Origin of the sequence: Paracidovorax konjaci (genome assembly GCF_900112675.1) — a bacterium.
Classification (GTDB): Bacteria; Pseudomonadota; Gammaproteobacteria; order Burkholderiales; family Burkholderiaceae_C; genus Paracidovorax; species Paracidovorax konjaci.
Window position 1 is genome coordinate 40650 of record NZ_FOMQ01000019.1, and the last position, 16538, is coordinate 57187.

At 66.1% G+C, this 16538-nt stretch carries 18 protein-coding genes; 14 read left to right on the forward strand and 4 right to left on the reverse strand.

All coding sequences use genetic code 11. The features are described 5' to 3' along the window. The 3 genes from BM144_RS20480 to BM144_RS20490 all read right to left on the reverse strand — a co-directional run bounded on the left by BM144_RS20480 (nt 1) and on the right by BM144_RS20490 (nt 2584). Nucleotides 1-1038 carry a ketoacyl-ACP synthase III gene (locus tag BM144_RS20480; protein WP_092956912.1) on the reverse strand — a complete coding sequence of 346 codons (1038 nt, stop codon included), beginning with the start codon at nt 1036-1038 and terminating at the stop codon, nt 1-3. A 6-nt stretch (nt 1039-1044) separates the two neighbouring features. Then, nucleotides 1045-1275: an acyl carrier protein gene (locus BM144_RS20485; protein ID WP_092956915.1), complete on the reverse strand. Its 231-nt coding sequence runs from the start codon at nt 1273-1275 to the stop codon at nt 1045-1047. 79 nt (nt 1276-1354) lie between these two features. Continuing rightward, on the reverse strand, nt 1355-2584 hold the full coding sequence (locus BM144_RS20490; RefSeq protein WP_092956918.1) for a flagellin: 1230 nt from the start codon (nt 2582-2584) through the stop codon (nt 1355-1357). A 403-nt stretch (nt 2585-2987) separates the two neighbouring features. On the opposite strand from BM144_RS20490, the gene BM144_RS20495 reads away from it, so the two are divergent. The 5 genes from BM144_RS20495 (at nt 2988) to BM144_RS20510 (ending at nt 6739) form a co-directional block, all read left to right on the forward strand. Beyond that, nucleotides 2988-4202, forward strand: a complete 1215-nt coding sequence (locus BM144_RS20495; protein WP_092956921.1) for a flagellin N-terminal helical domain-containing protein — start codon at nt 2988-2990, stop codon at nt 4200-4202. Nucleotides 4203-4361: 159 nt separating this feature from the next. After that, nucleotides 4362-5786 (forward strand): flagellar filament capping protein FliD, encoded by a 1425-nt coding sequence (gene fliD / locus BM144_RS20500; protein WP_092956924.1) that lies wholly within the window; start codon nt 4362-4364, stop codon nt 5784-5786. Then, nucleotides 5783-5911 carry a hypothetical protein gene (locus tag BM144_RS23665; RefSeq protein ID WP_281246103.1) on the forward strand — a complete coding sequence of 43 codons (129 nt, stop codon included), beginning with the start codon at nt 5783-5785 and terminating at the stop codon, nt 5909-5911. Before fliD ends, BM144_RS23665 begins: the two co-directional genes overlap by 4 nt. 102 nt (nt 5912-6013) lie before the next feature. Then, nucleotides 6014-6424: a flagellar export chaperone FliS gene (gene fliS / locus BM144_RS20505; protein ID WP_092956998.1), complete on the forward strand. Its 411-nt coding sequence runs from the start codon at nt 6014-6016 to the stop codon at nt 6422-6424. A 15-nt stretch (nt 6425-6439) separates the two neighbouring features. After that, entirely contained in the window at nt 6440-6739 is a 300-nt protein-coding gene (locus BM144_RS20510; protein WP_092956927.1) for a flagellar protein FliT, read from the forward strand. Between the two features lie 224 nt (nt 6740-6963). Here BM144_RS20510 and fliE read toward each other — a convergent pair whose 3' ends face one another. Beyond that, on the reverse strand, nt 6964-7278 hold the full coding sequence (fliE, locus tag BM144_RS20515) for a flagellar hook-basal body complex protein FliE (protein ID WP_092956930.1): 315 nt from the start codon (nt 7276-7278) through the stop codon (nt 6964-6966). Nucleotides 7279-7452: 174 nt separating this feature from the next. Here fliE and fliF point away from each other — a divergent pair, with 174 nt between their 5' ends. From fliF to fliN, 9 genes are all read left to right on the forward strand, one after another. After that, nucleotides 7453-9150 (forward strand): flagellar basal-body MS-ring/collar protein FliF, encoded by a 1698-nt coding sequence (gene fliF / locus BM144_RS20520; RefSeq protein ID WP_092957001.1) that lies wholly within the window; start codon nt 7453-7455, stop codon nt 9148-9150. 78 nt (nt 9151-9228) lie between these two features. Next, on the forward strand, nt 9229-10224 hold the full coding sequence (gene fliG / locus BM144_RS20525; RefSeq protein ID WP_092956933.1) for a flagellar motor switch protein FliG: 996 nt from the start codon (nt 9229-9231) through the stop codon (nt 10222-10224). Further along, nucleotides 10208-10942, forward strand: a complete 735-nt coding sequence (locus BM144_RS20530; protein WP_092956936.1) for a FliH/SctL family protein — start codon at nt 10208-10210, stop codon at nt 10940-10942. The genes fliG and BM144_RS20530 overlap by 17 nt, the downstream gene beginning before the upstream one ends. A 67-nt stretch (nt 10943-11009) precedes the next feature. Further along, nucleotides 11010-12374, forward strand: coding sequence for a flagellar protein export ATPase FliI (fliI, locus tag BM144_RS20535; RefSeq protein ID WP_434802685.1), 1365 nt, complete (start codon nt 11010-11012; stop codon nt 12372-12374). Nucleotides 12375-12392: 18 nt separating this feature from the next. Beyond that, a complete protein-coding gene (fliJ, locus tag BM144_RS20540) occupies nt 12393-12860 on the forward strand; it encodes a flagellar export protein FliJ (protein WP_092956942.1) in 468 nt (155 codons plus the stop codon). Further along, nucleotides 12857-14278, forward strand: a complete 1422-nt coding sequence (locus BM144_RS20545) for a flagellar hook-length control protein FliK (protein ID WP_092956945.1) — start codon at nt 12857-12859, stop codon at nt 14276-14278. The genes fliJ and BM144_RS20545 overlap by 4 nt, the downstream gene beginning before the upstream one ends. Nucleotides 14279-14499: 221 nt before the next feature. Further along, complete coding sequence (locus BM144_RS20550) at nt 14500-15075, forward strand: flagellar basal body-associated FliL family protein (protein WP_092956948.1); 576 nt, start codon at nt 14500-14502, stop codon at nt 15073-15075. 18 nt (nt 15076-15093) lie between these two features. After that, complete coding sequence (fliM, locus tag BM144_RS20555) at nt 15094-16098, forward strand: flagellar motor switch protein FliM (protein ID WP_092956951.1); 1005 nt, start codon at nt 15094-15096, stop codon at nt 16096-16098. After that, nucleotides 16088-16525 (forward strand): flagellar motor switch protein FliN, encoded by a 438-nt coding sequence (fliN, locus tag BM144_RS20560; RefSeq protein WP_092956954.1) that lies wholly within the window; start codon nt 16088-16090, stop codon nt 16523-16525. The genes fliM and fliN overlap by 11 nt, the downstream gene beginning before the upstream one ends. The last annotated feature ends 13 nt before the right edge of the window (nt 16526-16538 follow it).

Below are 16538 nucleotides of genomic sequence, written 5' to 3' on the forward strand. Positions count from 1 at the left end.
TCAGGACTCCAGCATCGCGGGGAACCGTGCGCCTGCGATGTCCAGGATGCAGGTGCCCCAGGACAGCCCGATGCCGAAGCCGCTCAGCAGCAACTTGTGCGAACCGCTCTCCAGGGTTTCGTTCAATCGCGCGGTCATCGTCACCGGCAGCGTGGCCCCGCTGGTATTGCCGTAATCGGCCAGCGTCGAGGGAACCTTTTCGGTGGGCAGCGCCAGTTTCTTGCGAATGGTCTCGTTGATCATCCGGTTGGCCTGATGGAAGATGAAGTAATCCACATCCTCCTTGGACACGCCCGCATATTGAAGCGCGCGTTCCACGGAAGGCGGCACCTTCTGCGTCGAGAAACTGAGCACGGCAGGACCGTCGAGGATGAGCCGGTCCGGCCACTGGAGCTCTCCGTTCTCGTCGCGCGCCGGAATGCTGTGGTGGAAGGCATAGGGCTCCCGATGCCCGCCCACCGGCTTGATGATCGCCTTGTAGCCGCTGCCGTCACTGTTGAGGTCGAAGTACATCGGCGGCGCTGCAGGATCGAATTCCAGGGCGGTGGCCGTGCCGGCATCGGAGAACAGCGGGTCTTTTTCGCTCGCGGACCGGTCCCCCACCAGCAGCAGGCCCTTTTTCACAGTGCCCGACGCGATCATGCTGCCCAGGAGGTGCAGGCCGAACGGGTAGCCCGAGCAGCCCAGATTCACATCGAATGCGATGGTGCCGGAGGCCAGCTGCAGCCGGTCTTGCAGGATGATGGCAGTGGAAGGGATCGGGTAGTCGGGGGACTGCGTGACCACGATGAGCGCGTGCACCTCGTCGCGGGCCCACTGCAGCTCTTCCAGCAGCTTCTCGGTGGCGTCCAGCGCCAGATCGGAAAAGCACTGCCACGAAGCGCAGAGTCGGCGCTGCTGGATACCGATGTTGCGCACCAGCCGCTCCCGTTCGGACCGGATCTTCGGCGGGCAGTCCTCCAGATTGGAGATGACGCGCTTGGGAACGCAACTGGTCATGCCCGCAAAGCGCACGTTGTGCAAGGTGGACAGGCCCATGGTGCGTTACCCCAGCAGCTTGTAGAGATCCGTCACCGTGGTGCAGTTCTTCAGGTCGTCGCCCACGATGGTCTTTCCGTATTCCACATCGAACATCACGATGACGCCCAGGGCGGCCAGGGAGTCCCATTCGGGGAGGGCACGCAATTCGGTGTCGGGCGTCACCTCCACGGGCTCCTGGAAGTCGACGGCGGTCAGAAAGCTCTCGATGAACTGCTCGATGGAAGGCGAAGGCATGCGTACTCCAGAATGAAAAAAGCCGCTCGGGCCAAGATGGAAGGCCCGAACGGCAGTGTATTAGCCCCGGAAACCTTTTTCAGCCTTGGAGCAGCTTCAATACCTGCTGAGGCAATTGGTTGGCCTGCGCCACCATGGCGGTGCCGGCCTGCTGCAGGATCTGCGTGCGCGACAGGTTGGCGGTTTCCTTGGCGAAGTCGGCGTCCACGATGCGGCCGCGCGCCGCCGACATGTTCTCCGACTGGATGTCGATGTTGGCGATGGCGTTCTCGAAGCGGCTCTGCAGGGCGCCGAGGTCGGCGCGTGCGGAGTTCACCTGGTCGATGGCGCTGTCGATCTTCTTGAGGGCGATCCACGCATCTTTCTGCGTGTCGATGTTGACCGAGTCGATGCCCTTCTGAGCCGTACCGGTAGCGGCCGTCAGCGTGGGGGCGGTGAACCCGGTGCTGGCCGTCGAGAAGCCCGAGAAAGTCACGGTGGCGGGTACCGGCGGGACGGCGTCGGTCAGCTTGCCCGATGCGATCTCCAGGTCGTAGGTGCCGTCGTCCTTCTTGGTCAGGAACGCGGTCACCCCGGTGTCTGCCGATTTGTTGTTGATCGCGCTCATCACCTGGCCCAGGCGTTCCACCCCGGAGCCCGCAGCCTTGATGGCTCCGAGATCGATCGTGGTGGACGTGCTGCCCATGTTCACGGCGATGGTCAGCGTGCCGGCGGGGATGGCGCTGGCAAATCCCGAGACCGTCGCATCAGAGGCGTCCACGGAGATGGCGGATGCGGTGCTCGAGTAGCTGATGTTCGCCAGGCCGGCGGCACGGGTATCGGCCAGCGAACCGAGGGTGACGTTGTCGCCCGAATTGGCACCCACCTGGAAAAGCGCGCCGGCGAAGCTGCCGTCGAGGATCTTCTGGCCGTTGAAGGTGGTCTGCTTGGAGACGCGGTCGATTTCGTCGGTGAGCTGCTTGACTTCCGCCTGCAGGGCCGTGCGGTCGGCCTTGCTGTTGGTGGCGTTGCTGGCCTGCACGGCGAGTTCACGCATGCGCTGCAGCATGTCGCCCACCTTGCCCAGCGCGCCTTCGGCCGTTTGGGCCAGCGAGATGCCGTCGTTGGCATTGCGGCCCGCCACGGTGAGGCCGCGGACCTGGGTGTTCATGCGCTCGGCGATGGCCAGGCCCGCGGCATCGTCCTTGGCACTGTTCACCCGCAGGCCCGACGAAAGGCGCTGCATGGAAGTGCTCAGCGAGGAGGCGGACAGGCCCAGATTGCGTTGCGCGTTGATGGAAGCGATGTTGGTGTTGATGGTCGAGGCCATTGCGGAACTCCTTCGCAAAAGGGATGGGCATTGCTGCCGTGGCCAAGGACACACACCGTCATCGGGTCGCCCTAGCGTTGGAAGGAATTCTGCGGGCCGCCGGTTTTTCCGGACGGGCGAAAAAAGGGAGGAAAACCGGTCAGTTCGATCGTTGTATTTGCGCAACTTGCCGGAATCCAGAGGGAAGCACGGCTCTGTGTAAGAAATTTTTGCACGCGGACGCTCAAGTTCCCGCCGGGCCGCCCGATAACCCAAGCAACAGGTTCACTCAAGCGAATTTGTTGACCGGCAAGCGATGGATGGGTTCACGTGACTGCCGCCCCGGTCTTGGCTGTCAGTTCAATGGAGCTGACGTTTTGATCGGCGGCTTAGCCGGACTTTAAGTAACCAAGGAGCGTTTCAAATGGCCTCTACCATCAACACGAACATCGCCTCTCTCAATGCCCAGCGCAATCTGAGCCTTTCGCAGTCGTCGCTCACCACGTCCATGTCGCGCCTTTCTTCTGGCCTGCGCATTACCAGCGCCAAGGACGATGCCGCTGGGTCGTCTATCCAGGAGCGTATGAATAGCCAGATCAAGGGCTTGGCCGTTGCGGGTCGGAATGCCAACGACGGCATCTCGCTGGCGCAGACGGCCGAAGGCGCGCTGGGCAAGGTGGGCGACATGCTGCAGCGCATGCGGGAACTCGCCGTGCAGTCCAGCAACGCCACCAACAGCAAGAAGGACCGCGAGGCCCTGCAATCCGAAGTGAAGCAGCTCACGGACGAAATCGACCGGGTGTCCAAGCAGACCAGCTTCAACGGCCAGAAGATCCTCGACGGCAGCTTCGCCGGCGCGCTGTTCCAGGTGGGTGCCAACTCCGGTGAGAACATCACCGTGGGCGCCCTGACGAACTCCTCCGCGTCCGGCCTGTCGAACATCGACTACTCCACCGGCAGCGTGACTTCCATCAATGCCAGCGATGCCACGATCACCGGCTTCGGCACCGCCGTCACCGCAGGCAGCATGACCATCCAGGTGGGCTCGGCTTCCGCGATCGACCTGGGCGCCATCAAGGCCGCGGGCTCCGGCGTGGAGCGCCTGGGCCAGGTGGTTTCGGCGATCAACAACAAGTCCGCCGACACGGGCGTCACGGCCTTCATGACCAAGAAGGACGACGGCACCTACGACCTGGAGTTCGCATCGTCCAAGCTCAACAGCGCCACGCCGCCGGTGCCGGAAACCATCACGTTCACGGGCTTCTCCGTGGCCAACAATGGCTTCGCTGCTCCGACGCTGACGGCCGCCACGGGCACCGACAAGAAGGGCATCGACACGGTCACCGTGGCGACGCAGAAGGATTCGTGGGTTGCGCTCAAGAAGATCGACAGCGCCATCGACCAGGTGAACTCCGCCCGTGCCGACCTCGGCGCCCTGCAGAGCCGCTTCGAGAACTCGGTCGGCAACATCGACATCCAGGCAGAAAACCTCTCCGCATCGCGCGGCCGGATCGTGGACGCCGACTTCGCCAAGGAAACCGCCAACCTGTCGCGCACGCAGATCCTGCAGCAGGCCGGCACCGCCATGGTGGCGCAGGCCAACCAGCTTCCGCAAGGGGTCTTGTCCCTCCTGCGTTGATGGGTGTCTTATAAGGGGTGGCGGCAGGGGCCGGCCCCTCGCTAAGCGGCGACAGGGAGGCTCCTGTGGCCGCTTTTCCTGCTTTTGAAGCGCAGGGTTCTTGCCAGAATCGCATCTCATTAATGAAGACCGGGCGCGAGCACGCCCAGGGAGCTGGACATGGCCATTACCTCGATCGGGATCGGAAGCGGACTTGATGTCGAAACCATCATTTCCAAGACCGTTGCGCTGGAAAAGCGCCCGCTCACGCAGTTGCAGAACACCGCCAGCTCCATCCAGACCAAGATCTCGACCTATTCGCAGATCAAGTCGCTGGTGTCCACCCTGTCCGACGCGGCCTCCAAGCTCACGCGGGACAGTGCGTGGAACGGCATGGCGGTGACGTCTTCCAACAGCGGTGCGGTGGCCGTGTCCGTTTCGGGCATCGCCAGCGCCACGTCGTTCTCCATGAGCGTGCAGCAGCTGGCGCGTTCTCAGTCCGTGGCATCCGCCGTCGTGAACAAGGATGCCGCCGTCGGCGCCGGCACCATGGCCATCCAGTTGGGTGGTTGGAACTCCACCACGAATCCGCCGGCGTTCACCGCGGGTTCGACGGCCGCATTCAACATCTCCGTGTCCGCCACGGACACGATGACTTCCATCGCGACGAAGATCAACGAGGCCGATGGCGGAGTCACCGCCACGGTGCTGCGCGATGCGTCCGGCGAGCGCCTGATGCTGCGCTCCAAGACGACGGGCGAGGAATCGGGCTTCCGCATCCAGGTCACCGAGGATTCCGCTTCCCCGGGGCTCTCCAAGCTGGCGTTCGATCCGCAGTCGTCGCCCGGCACGGGCATGGCCGGCAACTCGATCCAGTATGCGCAGAACGCGCAGGCCCAGATCAATGGCATCAGCGTCACGTCCAAGACCAACGTCTTTGCGGACACCATTCCCGGCCTGACGCTCACCGCGTCCAAGGTCACCACGGAAGACGTGGAGGTGACCTCCAAGTCGGACACGGCGAGCATGAAGAAGAACATCCAGGATTTCGTGGATGCCTACAACGCCGTGAACGACCTGCTCGGCAGCGTCACCAAGTACGACAGCGACACGAAAACCGCCGGTGTGCTGCAGGGCGACGGCACGACCGTGGGCCTGCAGAGCACTCTGCGCTCGGCGATGACCGCTGCGACGGGGGGCACGGATGCGCTCCAGACGCTTTCCGATCTCGGGATCCAGATGCAGCGTGGCGGCAAGCTCACCGTGGACGCCACCAAGCTGGACACTGCACTCAAGACGCCCGAGACGCTCAAGACTTTCTTCGCTGCGGACCCCGCCTCCGGTGCGACCAGCACCGGCCTGGGCGTGCGCCTCAAGTCGCTCACCGCCAGGATGCTGTCCTTCGACGGGCTCATGAACAACAAGTCGGACGCGCTCTCGGCGGAGTCCAAGCGCAATACCGATGACCAGGACAAAGTGAACAAGCGGGCCGACACGCTGGAGAAAAGAATGCGGGCGCAGTACACCGCGCTCGACAAGCAGATGGCCAACATGTCCTCGCTGAGCACCTACATGACGCAGCAGATCGCGAAGTGGAATAAGTGAACAAGCGGGCCGACACGCTGGAGAAAAGAATGCGGGCGCAGTACACCGCGCTCGACAAGCAGATGGCCAACATGTCCTCGCTGAGCACCTACATGACGCAGCAGATCGCGAAGTGGAATGCCTGACGTTGCGGCATCCGCAACATCGGCTCCATCCTGTGCAGAAATGGCCTTGAGTTCTTCCCGCGCCTGCCGATAAGAAAGGTAAGCAGCATGAAGGAGTCCTCGATGTATACGCCAGTCAGTTCCCGCGCAGCCTCGGTCTATCGCCAGGTCGGTGTGCAATCCAGCGTGGATGGTGCATCGCCTCACCAGTTGATCCAGATGCTTTTCGAGGGCTTGATGCAGTCGCTCAACGCGGCCCGCGGCTCCATGCAGCGCGGTGAGGTGGAAGAAAAAGGCCGCCATCTCGGCAAGGCCGTGCGCATCCTGGAAGAAGGCCTCAAGGGTGGCCTGAATCCTGTCCAGGGTGGCGAATTGGCCGGGAACCTGCGCGCGCTGTACGACTACTGCGTCGGCCGCCTGACCATGGCCAACCTGCGCAACGACCTGTCGCTGGTGGAAGAAGTGGTTACCTTGATTGTCCCCGTGGCCCAAAGCTGGAACGAGATCGGTGCGGAGACGCGCCGGCCCGTTTGAGGGGAGTACGTAGAAATGTCCGATATGCTCATTGACTATTACAAAGCCATCGAAGACAGCAGCGCGCGGATGCTCGAAGCCGCGAAGCTCAAGGACTGGGATGAAGTCGTGCGCTGCGAAGGGGCCTGCGCGGTCCTGATCGAGCAGCTCCGCTTCCGGTCCCAGGACCAGGAGTTGCTGCCGCAGCACCGCCGCGAGAAGACGCGCATCATGCAGCGCATCCTGCGCAACGACGCGGAGATCCGCTGCCTGGCCGAACCCTGGCTCGCCCAGTTCGAGCACCTGTTCGAGCGCCAGCCCATGACCATGCATTGACCCGTCCTGCAGGGGGCCGCTTGCGGCACCTCTGCCACGGGCAGTGGTCACCATGCAAAAGGCCTCGCCATCCGGTCCGGATGGCGAGGCCTTTTGCATGCGAGCGGCAAGCCCCCGGGTTTTGGGTCAAATCGGCTTCATGCCGCCGGATTCATTGGAGAGTTTGCTATTTAAATAATAGCAATTGACCGATGGCCTTGCGCTGCGGTGCGCCATGCGAGGCGTCAGACCTGCATGTTCATGATGTCGGTGTAGGCCTGCACCATCCGGTTGCGCACGTGCAGCGTGGCCTGGAAGCCCACCTGGGCCTTCTGGATGGCGATCATGGTTTCTTCCAGGCTGACGGACGGGTTTTCCATCTGCACCTCCTGCTGGAGGTTGGAGGCGCGGTTCTGGGCGGAGCTGACCGACTGCAGTGCGCCCTTGAGCGCGCTGGAGAAGCCGACTTCCTGGCCTGCGGCCTCCGGCGCGGCCGTGGCGCGGCGTGCCAGGCCGGCGCCCGTCAAGGGGGCGGTGGAGCTGGAGATGCGGAGGTCCATGGCGGTGGGCGAGGGGGTTGCGGGATGGTGCAATCCTAGGGGCGGAGCGCCGGCGTATCCTGGGGAATAGCTGGGAAAACGGGGGCCTTATCCGCCCGCCGGGCCGTGCGGGGCCGCCCAATAATCGCGGCACGCCAGATCCCGTGTGCCGTGTCGGCCCTCTTGGAAAGCACCATGTCCGCAGTCGCCGAAATCCCCGTCGTCCCTCCTGCAAGCCCGAACGCGCCCTCGCTGGTGCAGCGCTTTTCCGCGCTCGACCGTTCCAAGCGACTGCGTTTCGGCGCAGGCGTGGCACTGCTCGTGGCTGCGGTGGTGGCCGCGGTGGTGTTCAACCGCCAGCCCGACTACAAGGTGCTGTTTTCCAACCTGGGCGACAAGGACGGCGGCGCCATCGTGGCGCAGTTGTCCACGATGAACGTTCCCTACAAGTACGCAGAAGGCGGCGGTGCCATCCTGGTGCCCGCGGACCGTGTGCACGATGTGCGCCTGCGGCTGGCCACGCAGGGGCTGCCCAAGGGTTCGGTGACGGGTTTCGAGCTGATGGAAACCAACCGCTTCGGCGTGACGCAGTTCCAGGAACGCCTGAACTTCCAGCGCGGGCTCGAAGGCGAGCTGACGCGCTCGATCCAGGCGCTGTCCTCGGTGCAGAGCGCCCGCGTGCACCTGGCGCTACCCAATCAGAACGGGTTTTTCCGCGAGCAGCAGAAGCCCTCGGCCTCCGTATTGCTGAGCCTCTACCCGGGCCGCTTCCTGGACCGTGCCCAGCTCGCGGGCATCGTGCACCTCGTGGCCTCCAGCGTTCCCGAGATGACCCCGTCGGCCGTGAGCGTGCTCGACGATACGGGCAAGCTGCTGTCGCAGTCGCCCGACGGTGCCGCCGGCAGCAACAGCGGCATCGACGCGCAGCAGCTCTCGTATGTGCAGCAGATCGAGCAGCAATACACCCGCCGCATCCTGGACATCCTGGAGCCCGTGGTCGGCAAGAACAATGTGAAGGCCCAGGTGACGGCCGAGGTGGATTTCAGCCAGTCGGAGCAGACCTCGGAGCAGCACCGCCCCAACCAGACGCCCGACAGCAGCGCCGTGCGCAGTCAGCAGGTGGTCGAAAGCTCCGGCGCCCAGGGCAACCAGCCGCCCAGCGGCGTGCCGGGCGCAGCCAGCAACCAGCCGCCCCAGCCTTCGACCGCACCGATCAACGGCGCCAATCCCGCGCCCGCCGCCGGCACCGGCCAGCAAGGCCAGGCCCCGGGTGCGAAGCGCGAGTCCATCACCAATTACGAAGTCGACAAGACGGTGCGCGTGACGCGTGCCGGCAGCGGCGCGATCAAGCGGGTGAGCGCCGCCGTGGTGGTCAATTACCAGGCCGTGGCCGAAGGGGCCGGCAAGGCGCCTGTGGCCAAGGCCCTCACCCCCGAGCAGCTGGAGCAGATGACCGCGCTGGTGCGCGAGACCGTGGGCTACAGCAAGGAGCGCGGCGATTCGGTGAACATCATGAACACCCAGTTCCAGGTGGACAGCACGCCTTCGGTGGATCTGCCGCTCTGGAAGCAGCCCGAGATGATCGAGCTCGCCAGAAGCCTGGGATGGCCCGTGGGCATGTCGCTCTTCGCCGCGCTGATCCTGCTGGGCCTGGTGCGCCCCGCGATCAAGGGCCTGAACCAGGCGCCTGCTCCGGCGGCGGTGGCCGGGCGCCAGGTCGACGCGATCGAGGCCGACCAGCCCGAGCGCCCGGCCCTGGCCGCACCGACCAAGCCCGAAGACCTCATCCAGACGCCCGAACAGCTGCGCCTGGACGAAGCCCGCGTGCTGGCCAAGGACAACCCGGTGGCCGTGGCCAACATCCTGAAGGTGTGGGTGAACGGCGACGCTTGAAACCCGCGCGGCATCCACCGATGATGGCGGCGATGACAGCCCAGACCCACCCCTTTCCTTCCCACCCGGTGACCTTCCATGGATGAGCAAGGCCTGAACGACGCGGCGATCCTGCTGATGTCCCTCGGCGAGGAGGAAGCCGCCGAAGTGTTCAAGCACCTGTCCCCCAAGGAGGTGCAGAAGCTGGGCGAGACCATCGCCCGCATGCGCTCCGTCTCGAAAGAGAAGGTGGATGGCGTCATCAACCGGTTTTCCAAGGATGCTGCGGCGCAGAGCCTGCTGGTGTCGGACACCAGCAATTACGTGCGCTCCGTGCTCAAGCGGGCGCTGGGCGACGACAAGGCCGCGCTGCTGATCGACCGCATCCTGCAGGGCGGCGACGTCTCCGGCATCGAAAGCCTCAAGTGGATGGACCCGCTCTCCGTGGCGGAACTGCTGCGCAACGAGCACCCGCAGATCGTCGCGGCCATCCTCGTGCACCTGGACCCGGAGCAGTCGGCCGCCGTGCTCATGCAGCTCACCGACCGGCAGCGCGGGGAAGTGCTGCTGCGCGTGGCCACGCTCGAAGGCATCCAGCCGACGGCGCTCAAGGACCTCAACGAGGTGCTCTTCAAGGTGCTCGCGGGCGGCGACAAGATCCGCAAGAGTTCGCTGGGCGGGGTCAAGGCCGCGGCCGAGATCATCAACCTGCTCGGCTCCAACATGGACACGGTGGTGCTCGAATCGATCCGGGGCTACGACCCCGACCTGGCGCAGAAGATCATGGACAAGATGTTCGTGTTCGACGACGTCATGAAGCTCGATGACCGCTCCATCCAGACGGTGTTGCGCGAGGTGGCCTCCGAAACCCTGGTGGTGGCGCTCAAGGGTGCCCAGCCCGAGCTGCGCGAGAAGTTTTTGTCCAACATGTCTTCCCGTGCGGCCGAAGCCATGCGCGAAGACCTGGAGTCGCGCGGCCCGATGCGGCTGTCGGAGGTGGAGGCGCAGCAGAAGGAGATCCTCAAGACCGTGCGGCGGCTCTCCGACGAAGGCCAGATCGTGATCGGAGGCGGCGGCGATGACGCATTCGTATAGCCCCCGCGGCGCTTACACGCGCTTCATCCCCAGCGAGGAAATCGGCGATGTGACGCAATGGCACTTCGGCGCCGTGGATGGCTCCGACCCTCCGCAGGCCGCGGAGACCGAGCCGGAAGCGGCCGAACTGCCGCCGCCCGGCATCGACGAAGCGGAGCACCGGGCCGCCATCGAGGCTGCCCGCCAGGACGCCTTCGCCCAGGGCAAGGCGCAGGGCGAGGAAGAAACCGCGCTGGCCTGGCAGCAGCGCATGGACGACTACATCGCCGGGCAGGGCCAGCAGGTGGCCGCGCAGCTCGGCCAGTTGGTGCAGAGCACCGACGCCACGCTGTCGGAGCTGCAGCAGCGCATGGCGCAGGAGGTCCTGGAGCTGGCCTGCGACATCGCCCGCCAGGTCATCCGGCAGGAGCTGTCCGTCGGCCCCGAGGCATTGCTGCCCGTGGTGCGGGAGGCGCTCGGCATGCTCGTGGCCGAAGGCCGCCCCGCCACCGTGCGGGTCAACCCGGCAGACTGGTCCTTCCTGGAGCAGCCGCTGACGGCGGCCTACGCCACGGCGAAGGTGCAGTGGGTGCCCGATGCGGCCGTGGCCGAGGGCGATTGCTTCGTGGAATCGGCCGGCACGGTGGTGGACGGCTCGCTGGACAGGCGCTGGCGCCGTGCCATCGCGGCGCTGGGCCTGTCGACCGCATGGAAGATCGACGAGGGCGGCCATGGCTGAATCCCCAGCGCAGCCAGCCACCGAAGACGTGCCGGCAGATGCACAGGCTTCGGCCTGGAGCGCCTTCATGGCCGATGCGCGCGCACGCCTGGCGGACGGTACGCCGCTGGAGGCCCGCGGCACGCTGACGCGGCTGACCGGGCTGGTGCTGGAAGCCGCGGGCATCCGCGTTCCCGTGGGATCGCAGTGCCTGGTACAGATGCCTGGCCATGAGGCGGTGCTGGCGGAGGTGGTGGGTTTCTCGGGCGACCGGGCGTTCCTCATGCCGGCCGGAGACATCCACGGCCTTTCCAGCGGCGCGAGTGTGGTGCCTGCGGCGCCCTACGTTCCGGTGCCGCGCCTCGGCGATGCCGCGCGGCCTTCCAATGCCGCGGGGGTGCTGCGCCTGCCCATGGGCGATGGCCTGCTGGGCCGCGTGGTGGATTCGCAGGGGCTGCCGCTCGACCACGGCGGCCCAGTGGCCAACGTGTCGTCCGAACCCATAGACCGCCGCCAGATCAACGCCATGGACCGCGATCCGGTGCGGGAGATGCTGGACACCGGCGTGCGCGCGATCAATTCGCTGCTCACCGTGGGGCGGGGGCAGCGCCTGGGGCTCTTCGCGGGCTCGGGCGTGGGCAAAAGCGTGCTGCTCGGCATGATGGCCCGCTACACGCAGGCCGACGTCATCGTGGTGGGGCTCATCGGCGAGCGGGGGCGCGAGGTCAAGGAGTTCGTGGAAGACATCCTGGGCGAAGAGGACCGGGGGCGGGCCGTGGTGGTGGCCGCACCCGCCGATGCGCCGCCGCTGCTGCGCATGCAGGGCGCGGCCTACGCGACGGCGATCGCCGAGCATTTCCGCGACAAGGGCAAGCACGTGCTGCTCCTCATGGATTCGCTCACCCGCTATGCCATGGCCCAGCGCGAGATCGCTCTCGCCATCGGCGAGCCGCCGGCCACCAAGGGGTATCCGCCGAGCTGTTTCGCCAAACTGCCCGCCCTGGTCGAGCGCAGCGGCAACGGACTGCACGGCGTGGGGTCGATCACCGCCTTCTATACCGTGCTCTCCGAAGGGGACGACCAGCAGGACCCGATCGCCGACGCGGCGCGTGCCATCCTGGACGGCCACATCGTGCTGTCGCGGGCGCTGGCGGAGACCGGGCATTTTCCCGCCATCGACATCGAGCAGTCCGCTTCGCGCGTCATGCACAACGTGGCCTCGCGTGAACACTTCGATGTGGCGCGCCGGTTCCGCGCCGTGTATTCGCGCTACCAGAAGAGCCGCGACCTGATCCAGGTGGGTGCCTATATGAGTGGTTCCGATCCTGCGCTCGACGAGGCGATCCGCCTGCAGCCGGCCATGGCCGCGTTCTTGCAGCAGAACATGTTCGAGGCCGCGCCCATGCAGGAGAGCCTGCATTCGATGGTCACGGTGCTGGGCCTGCAGGGCTGACGGAAGGACCGATCCACCATGGCTTCACTCAACGCGTTCCTCGTGGCCGTCGAACTGGCGGAACGCCAGCGCGACGCCGCGCGCCAGACCCTGCAGGACATGCAGCGCGCGCGCCAGGCCTCCGAGGCGCAACTGCAGCAGCTCGAAAACTATGCCCACGAGACGGAGGGCCGGTGGGGGATGCGTGCCGACGCCACGGTCAAGCCCGAAGTCATGCACCACCACTACCACTTCATGGCTCGCCTGGGGCATGCCATGGGTTTGCAGAACAGCGTAGTGGGTGAGCAGGAAGGCCGTGTGCGTGCAGCCGGGCAAGCGCTGCTGCAGGCCGAGCTGCGCGTCACGGCCCTGCGCAAGGTGGTCGAGAAGCGGCGCAGGGACATCGAACACGCCGAAGCGCGGCGGGATCAGAAGCAGACGGACGAGCGTGCATCGCTGCAGTTCGGCAAGGCCCCAGGCATGGGGCCAGAGGAGCCATCATCATGAACACGGACACCCAGAATCGCATTGCCCGAGGCCCGTCCTCATCCCACGCCAGCCACGAAGCGCGCGGAACCCGGGGGGCAGCCAAGACGGCCGGTGCGCAGGGGGCCACCGATGGTGCCGATGCCGCGGCGGCCGGACAGGGCGGCTTTTCGATGCTGCTGGCATCGTTGGGCGCCGACCTGGGGGCTGGGGATGCCGTGGCCGGCGCGGCTGCTGGCGCAGCAGGGTTTGCGGCGGAAGATCCGCTGCTGCCGGGCACGCCGGACGCCGGGCTTTCGGGGGGCGCTGCCTTCGCCGCCACGGACCCTTCGGCGCTCGCACTGCAGGGAATGCTGCCCACGGCGCTGGCTTCCGGCTGGTCCGGCGTTGGTGTCGGCGTCGTTGGCACCGGTGCGGGGCCAGGCGTTTCGGGCATGGGCTTCGGGCAGGCTTCCCGGGCCGTGGGTCTGATGGATGCCAGCAGCCTGGTGGGCCAGACGGCCCTTATCGATGGGGCTGCGGATGTCTCCGGGGGGGCTGCAGCCGGTGCAGGCAAGGGGCTGGGTGCCCCACGCGCCGGCATGGCGCGGGGCGCCCACTCCGCCATGGGTTCAGCGGGCGGCCCGGGCCAGGAGGCTGCTGTCGCAGCAGGCAGCGGTTTCGCCGTTCCGGTCCACGGCGCCAAGGGCGAGGGGACTGTCGGCCTTGGGGACAGCAGCGCGGCACTGCAAAGCGCTGCCGCCTCCCTGGCCGGCGCCGAACGCCGGGAAGCAGGGGCGCTGCCAGCGGGCGCGCACGGTGCCGGGCGCGGCAGTGAGTCGAACCTGCAGGGGCAGGCGGCCGGCGGTGGCGCCGATGTACAGGCCACGGCCTTGCAGGCATCGGCCCGCACGGAAAGCAGCCCGTCCTTCGCGGCGGCGGTGGAACGCTCAGCCGGCCCGGGCGTGGCGGACGGGGCTCACCCCGTCGACGCTGGCGCAGGCACGGGATCGGGCGGCGCCGTAGGCGTGCCCGATCCCTCGCAGGTCGCCATGGAAGACCAGATTGCCGAGCAGGTGGCCTATTGGGTGCACCAGAAAACGCAGAATGCCGAGCTCACGATCGACCGGGACGGTCAGCCGGTCGAGATCTCCGTGTCTCTCTCGGGCAATGAGGCCCATGTCGCTTTCCGCAGCGACCAGTCCCAGACCCGGGACCTGCTGGACACCAGCGTTTCCCAGTTGCGCGAACTGTTGCGCAGCGAAGGCCTCGAGCTGGCGGGCGTCACGGTCGGCCAGTCGGGCGGCAACGGCGCGGGCGATGCGTCGGGCCGGCAGTCGGCCAGGGGCGAAGGGGCCCGCGTCACCCGGGTGCAGTCTGGGGGCGGCCAGTCCTCCGCGCCTGCGGCCGTGGCGCGTCCCGCAGCCCATCCGGACCGGGCGCTCGACGTGTTCGTCTGACGCCGGGCCGGGCGGCAGCCATCGGAGGGGCACTGCAGGGTGGGTGCAACGGGCGGAAGGCGGTGGTTTCCACCCTTATTCTGGCTATTATTGGTCGCGCTGGTGCCCAATAATGCCCCCATGCGAGAGGCCCGCGGCGATAAGGATCGTGCCGAGTCCCTTGCCTTTGCCGGCCAACCGCCGCCCCTGTTGTCCGATTCCGTTGCGCAAGGAAATCCAACGTGTCCGCCAATCCTCCTGCCGCAGCTGCCGCCAAGCCCAAAAGCAAGAAGCTGGTCCTGATCATCGCCATCGTGGTGGTGTTGGCCCTGGTCGGTGGTGGTGCGGCCTGGTTCCTCCTGTCCAAGCGCAGCCATGCTGCCGACGATGAGGAGGGCGCTGCGCCTGCGCCCAAGGCCACGGCGCCGAAGGTGGCGCCCACCTTCCTGCCCATCGAGAACATGGTGGTGAACCTTGCCGACTCCGGTGGAGAGCGTTTCGCCCAGATCGGCCTCACGCTGGAACTGGCGGATGCCAAGACCGCCGACACGGTCAAGCAATACCTGCCCAGCATCCGCAATGCGATCCTGTTGCTGGTATCGCAGCGCACGGCCCAGGAGTTGCTGGGGCGCGAGGGCAAGGAAAAGCTGGCCGCCGACATCCGCCGCGAGGTGTCGCGCCCGCTGGGCTACACCGTGGCCAAGCCGCGCAAGCGGCCGGCCAGCGAAGAGGAAGAGGAAGGCGAAGAGGCGCACCGCCCGAAGGCCGACACCAACCCCGTGCGGCAGGTGCTGTTCTCCAGTTTCATCATCCAGTGACCCGGCAGGAGATTTCCGATGAGCGAATCATTCCTTTCCCAGGAAGAAGTCGATGCCCTGCTGGAAGGCGTCACTGGCGAGAGCCAGAAATCCGTCGAAGAGGCGGCGGAAACCGGCGCGGTCCGCAACTACGACATTTCCAGCCAGGAGCGCATCGTTCGTGGCCGCATGCCGACGATGGAAATCGTCAACGAGCGGTTCGCACGCAACTTCCGCATCGGCTTGTTCAACTTCATCCGGCGCAGCCCCGAGATCTCCGTGGGCACGGTGTCCGTGCAACGCTACAGCGCGTTCCTGCGCGAGCTGGCGGTCCCCACCAATTTCAACATCGTGGCCATCCGGCCGCTGCGCGGCAGCGGGCTGATCGTCTGCGAACCTTCGCTCGTATTCGGCATCATCGACACGCTCTACGGTGGAGTGGGCAAGTTCCAGACCCGCATCGAAGGCCGGGACTTCTCCCCGACCGAGCAGCGCGTCATCAACCGCCTGGTGGACGTGATCTGTGCCGAATACAAGAAGGCCTGGCACGGCATCTATCCGCTGGAGCTGGAGTACCAGCGTTCGGAAATGCAGCCGCAGTTCGCGAACATCGCCACGCCGAGCGAGATCGTGGTGTCCACGGCTTTCCAGCTCGAAATCGGCGATCTGTCCGGCGCCATCCACATCTGCATGCCCTATGCGACGCTGGAGCCGATCCGCGACGTGCTCTATTCCTCGACCCAGGGCGACTCCATCGAGGTGGACCGCCGCTGGGTGCGCGTGCTGACCCGTGAAATCCAGGCCGCCGAGGTGACCCTGGTGGCGGAGTTGGCGCGAGCCGATGCCACGGTGGAGCAGCTCCTGGCCATGAAACCCGGCGACTTCATCGAACTCGACCGGGAGCCGCGCATCCGGGCCTCCATCGGCGGGGTCCCCATCTTCGAGTGCCAGTACGGCACGCACAATTCCAAGTACGCCATCCGCATCGAGGAATGCCTGCGCAATCCCGATCTGAACTGGCTGGGAGAAAAGAATGTCAACTGAAGGCGACAACGACGGCAAGAATGCAGCGGACGATCCGTTCGCCGGCTGGGCCGAGGCCCTGGAAGAGCAGAAGCGCTCCGACGACGCGCCCCCGCCGGACCAGGGCGGGCCGCTGGCGGGCGATCCTGTCCGGCCGTTCTCGTCGAGCAACGAGGCACCGGTCAACGACATCAACATGGTGCTCGACATCCCGGTCCAACTGTCCGTGGAGCTCGGGCGCACCAAGGTGCCCATCAAGTACATCCTGCAGCTGGCGCAAGGCTCGGTGGTGGAGCTGGATGCGCTGGCGGGTGAGCCCATGGATGTGCTCGTCAATGGGTACCTCATCGCGCAAGGGGAAGTGGTGGTGGTGAACGACAAGTTCGGCATCCGGCTGACGGATGTGGTCACGCCTTCGGAGCGGCTGCGCCGCGTGAGCCGTGGATAACGCCGCTCCGGGC

Bases quoted from the DNA above. Each gene is read 5' to 3' on its own strand.
- fliD (WP_092956924.1), top strand. From the start codon at position 4,362: ATGGCCATTACCTCGATCGGGATCGGAAGCGGACTTGATGTCGAAACC.
- fliG (WP_092956933.1), top strand. From the start codon at position 9,229: ATGGATGAGCAAGGCCTGAACGACGCGGCGATCCTGCTGATGTCCCTC.
- fliI (WP_434802685.1), top strand. From the start codon at position 11,010: ATGGCCGATGCGCGCGCACGCCTGGCGGACGGTACGCCGCTGGAGGCC.
- fliE (WP_092956930.1), bottom strand. From the start codon at position 7,278: ATGGACCTCCGCATCTCCAGCTCCACCGCCCCCTTGACGGGCGCCGGC.
- BM144_RS20495 (WP_092956921.1), top strand. From the start codon at position 2,988: ATGGCCTCTACCATCAACACGAACATCGCCTCTCTCAATGCCCAGCGC.
- BM144_RS20510 (WP_092956927.1), top strand. From the start codon at position 6,440: ATGTCCGATATGCTCATTGACTATTACAAAGCCATCGAAGACAGCAGC.
- fliM (WP_092956951.1), top strand. From the start codon at position 15,094: ATGAGCGAATCATTCCTTTCCCAGGAAGAAGTCGATGCCCTGCTGGAA.
- fliF (WP_092957001.1), top strand. From the start codon at position 7,453: ATGTCCGCAGTCGCCGAAATCCCCGTCGTCCCTCCTGCAAGCCCGAAC.
- fliN (WP_092956954.1), top strand. From the start codon at position 16,088: ATGTCAACTGAAGGCGACAACGACGGCAAGAATGCAGCGGACGATCCG.
- BM144_RS20480 (WP_092956912.1), bottom strand. From the start codon at position 1,038: ATGGGCCTGTCCACCTTGCACAACGTGCGCTTTGCGGGCATGACCAGT.
- fliJ (WP_092956942.1), top strand. From the start codon at position 12,393: ATGGCTTCACTCAACGCGTTCCTCGTGGCCGTCGAACTGGCGGAACGC.
- BM144_RS20530 (WP_092956936.1), top strand. From the start codon at position 10,208: ATGACGCATTCGTATAGCCCCCGCGGCGCTTACACGCGCTTCATCCCC.
- BM144_RS20545 (WP_092956945.1), top strand. From the start codon at position 12,857: ATGAACACGGACACCCAGAATCGCATTGCCCGAGGCCCGTCCTCATCC.
- fliS (WP_092956998.1), top strand. From the start codon at position 6,014: ATGTATACGCCAGTCAGTTCCCGCGCAGCCTCGGTCTATCGCCAGGTC.
- BM144_RS20485 (WP_092956915.1), bottom strand. From the start codon at position 1,275: ATGCCTTCGCCTTCCATCGAGCAGTTCATCGAGAGCTTTCTGACCGCC.
- BM144_RS20490 (WP_092956918.1), bottom strand. From the start codon at position 2,584: ATGGCCTCGACCATCAACACCAACATCGCTTCCATCAACGCGCAACGC.